Annotated in this window: 3 protein-coding genes; 1 reads left to right on the forward strand and 2 read right to left on the reverse strand. The window is 65.7% G+C overall.

Features of this window, described 5'->3' with window-relative positions; genetic code table 11:
- Together H5T60_13950 and H5T60_13955 are read right to left on the reverse strand one after the other, a co-directional pair.
- On the reverse strand, positions 1–173 hold a 173-nt coding region (locus H5T60_13950; GenBank protein ID MBC7243535.1), incomplete at its 3' end, for a hypothetical protein.
- A 42-nt stretch (positions 174–215) separates the two neighbouring features.
- Complete coding sequence (locus tag H5T60_13955; GenBank protein ID MBC7243536.1) at positions 216–2,105, reverse strand: serine/threonine-protein kinase; 1,890 nt, start codon at positions 2,103–2,105, stop codon at positions 216–218.
- A gap of 260 nt (positions 2,106–2,365) precedes the next feature.
- Between H5T60_13955 and H5T60_13960 the strand changes: the two genes are divergently transcribed.
- Positions 2,366–2,551: a ribbon-helix-helix protein, CopG family gene (locus tag H5T60_13960; GenBank protein ID MBC7243537.1), complete on the forward strand. Its 186-nt coding sequence runs from the start codon at positions 2,366–2,368 to the stop codon at positions 2,549–2,551.
- The last annotated feature ends 39 nt before the right edge of the window (positions 2,552–2,590 follow it).

The following is a 2,590-nucleotide window of genomic DNA, read 5'->3' on the forward strand; positions in this document are numbered from 1 at the left end:
TGTTGGAGCCAAGCGAAGGCGCTGTCCTCGTTCTCCTCGCGCACCATGCCGATGTGGCTGGCCATGCTGAAGAGCGCCCGCGCGCAGGGGATGCCGCTTTCCGCCGCCGTCACCGGCGCGGGAGCCGGCGGCGTTTCCGCTTCCTCGGTTGTAGTCCGGCGTTTCTTGCCCATAGTGCTGACCCCATATCCCGTGTGATGGTTGGTGTGCCCCTGTTAGCCTGCGGCCGGCAGGGCATACACATGATGATCCAGCGAGCCGATGAAGACCATCCCCTCATGCACCAGCGGGGAGGAAACGACCGGCCCCTGGGTCTCGAACTTCCAGCGCAGTTTCCCGGTGCGGGCATCCAGGCAGTAGACACCGCCGTCGCTGGAGCCCACATAGACCGCGTCGCCGGCGACCGCCGGGGAGGAGTTGACCTGTCCCCCCGTGCTGTATTTCCAGCGCAGGCGTCCGCTCCCCGACTCGAGGGCATACAGGTTGCCATCCGCGGCGCCGACGTAGATGGTATCGCCCATGCCGGCCGGCGAGGAGATGATGGGCTTATCGGCGCGGAAGCGCCACACCGGCCAGCCCGAATGAACATCTAGGGCATACAGGTAGCGGTCGGTGGAACCAACGATGACCATGTCCTCCCAGAGCAGGGGCGAGGAAACGACACCGCCGCCGCAGAAATAGCGCCAGAGGAGGGCCCCCCGTTGGAGCTGGAGGGCATACACGTATCCGTCCTCGCTCCCCACGACCAGCATTTCATCGGCGATGGCCGGCGAGGAGCGCACCGGGCCGCTGGTAACCGCTTTCCAGAGCAGTTTGCCACTGCGAGCCTGCACGGCGTAGATATGCGCATCATCTGAGCCGAAGAAGGCATGGTTATAGGCGATGCGGGCGGAAGAGCGCACCCGCCCCTGCGTGGGGAAGCGCCAGACCTGCCGGCCGCTGGCGGCCAGCACCGCGTACAGCGCGCCGTCCTCCGAGCCGATGATGACCAGATCCTCCCAGGGGGTTGGCGTGGCGGCGATGCCCCCTTCGGTCGGGAACTTCCACAGCAACTGGCCGTTGTCGGCGCGCAGGGCGTAAAGGTTGTGATCATAGCACCCGATATAGAGCACCCCATCGGCCACGCGCGGGGATGAGCGCACCTCATCCTCACAGCGGAAGGACCAGAGGGGCTGGACCGCCGGCTCGCTGGAGATATGCACCGTGGAGAAGAGCGCCGGGTCGGGCTGGCCGGGGCGGCCGGCGAGCGGCAGTAAGGCGCGCCGCATCTCCTCGGCCGTGGCGAAGCGCTCGCTCGCCTCATACGCCAGGGCGCGCATGACGATGGCCTCCAGCTCCGGCGACACGGTGGGGTTGTACTGCCGCAGGGGCCGCTGATGGAAGGTAAACGGCGCCTCCTTGGTCGGGTCGCACCCGCTCAAGAGATGATGCAAGGTCGCTCCCAGGGAATAAATGTCGCTCTGGGGCGTGGCAATGCCGCGGTACTGTTCGGGCGGGGAATAGCCCTCGGTGCCGATCATGGTGCCGCGCTCTTCCCCGCGGAATATCTTGGCGATGCCGAAGTCAATGAGCACGATATGCCCGTACTCGTTGAGCATGACATTGGAGGGCTTCATGTCGCGGAAGACGATGGGCTCGGGCTGGCGGGTGTGGAGGAAGTGCAGGACCTCGCAGATTTCGATGGCCCAGCGCACGACGATGGACTGGGGGAGGGGGCCGCCGTGCCGGCGCAGGATGGTCTCCAGGTCCTCCCCATGGATCAGCTCCAGCACCAGGTAGCTGTATTCCTCTTCGTTGAAGAAGTCGTAAATCTTGGGGATGGCCGGGTGGCTCAGGCTGGCCAGCAAGTTGGCCTCGCGCTCGAACAGCTCCCGCTGTTGGGCCAGCACCAGGGGCTTGGTCGGGGCGATGGCGATCTCCTTGACGGCACAGCGGCGCACCACATTGGGGAAATTCAGGTCGCGCGCCTCGTAGACCGTGCTCATGCCGCCGGTGCCCAGCACCCGCAGGATTTGGTAGCGCCCGCGCAGGACCTGGCCGGGCTGGAGATGCGTGCCGGCGGACTGCTCGGCCGTCTTGGCGGAAACGTCGCGACGTGTCTCCAATGCGCCCCTTCCTGCTTACCCTGTCAGTGCACAGGCTCCAGCACCCCGAGCGTCTGGCAGGCTCGGTTGACAGCCCGATTATAATGTACGCTTTGCAACCTGGCAAGGCCTACTTTTGTCCTAAACAAGGCGTAGGCGGCTGTCCCTGGTCCGGGGCGGGGGCGCGGATTTGACAATCCGCCGGCCCCCGCGTATAATGTAGAACAAATGTTCTATTCCGGGTTTCGGGTGCCCGCCGCACGACCGAAAGGAGGGAGAGCATGAACCGCTACGGCGAACAGCGCTGGATCCGCCGGCCCGTCCGCTCGCGCTCCAAAATGGTTTCCTTCCGCGTCAGCCTGGACGAACTGCGGGAGCTGGAGCTGGAAGCCACGCGCCGGCATCTCAGCATCTCCGACCTGGTGCGCCTGGCGCTGGCGCGACTGCTGGGCTCCCCGCCGGCGTGACCGCCCATCCACGCCCTTTCACCCACCAGACTTGCCAAA

The sequence above is a fragment of the Anaerolineae bacterium genome (assembly GCA_014360855.1).
GTDB lineage: Bacteria > Chloroflexota > Anaerolineae > JACIWP01 > JACIWP01 > JACIWP01.

What these genes read in the sequence shown, in the direction of transcription:
- H5T60_13960 (MBC7243537.1), top strand. Translation starts at nt 2,366, where the DNA reads ATGAACCGCTACGGCGAACAGCGCTGGATCCGCCGGCCCGTCCGCTCG.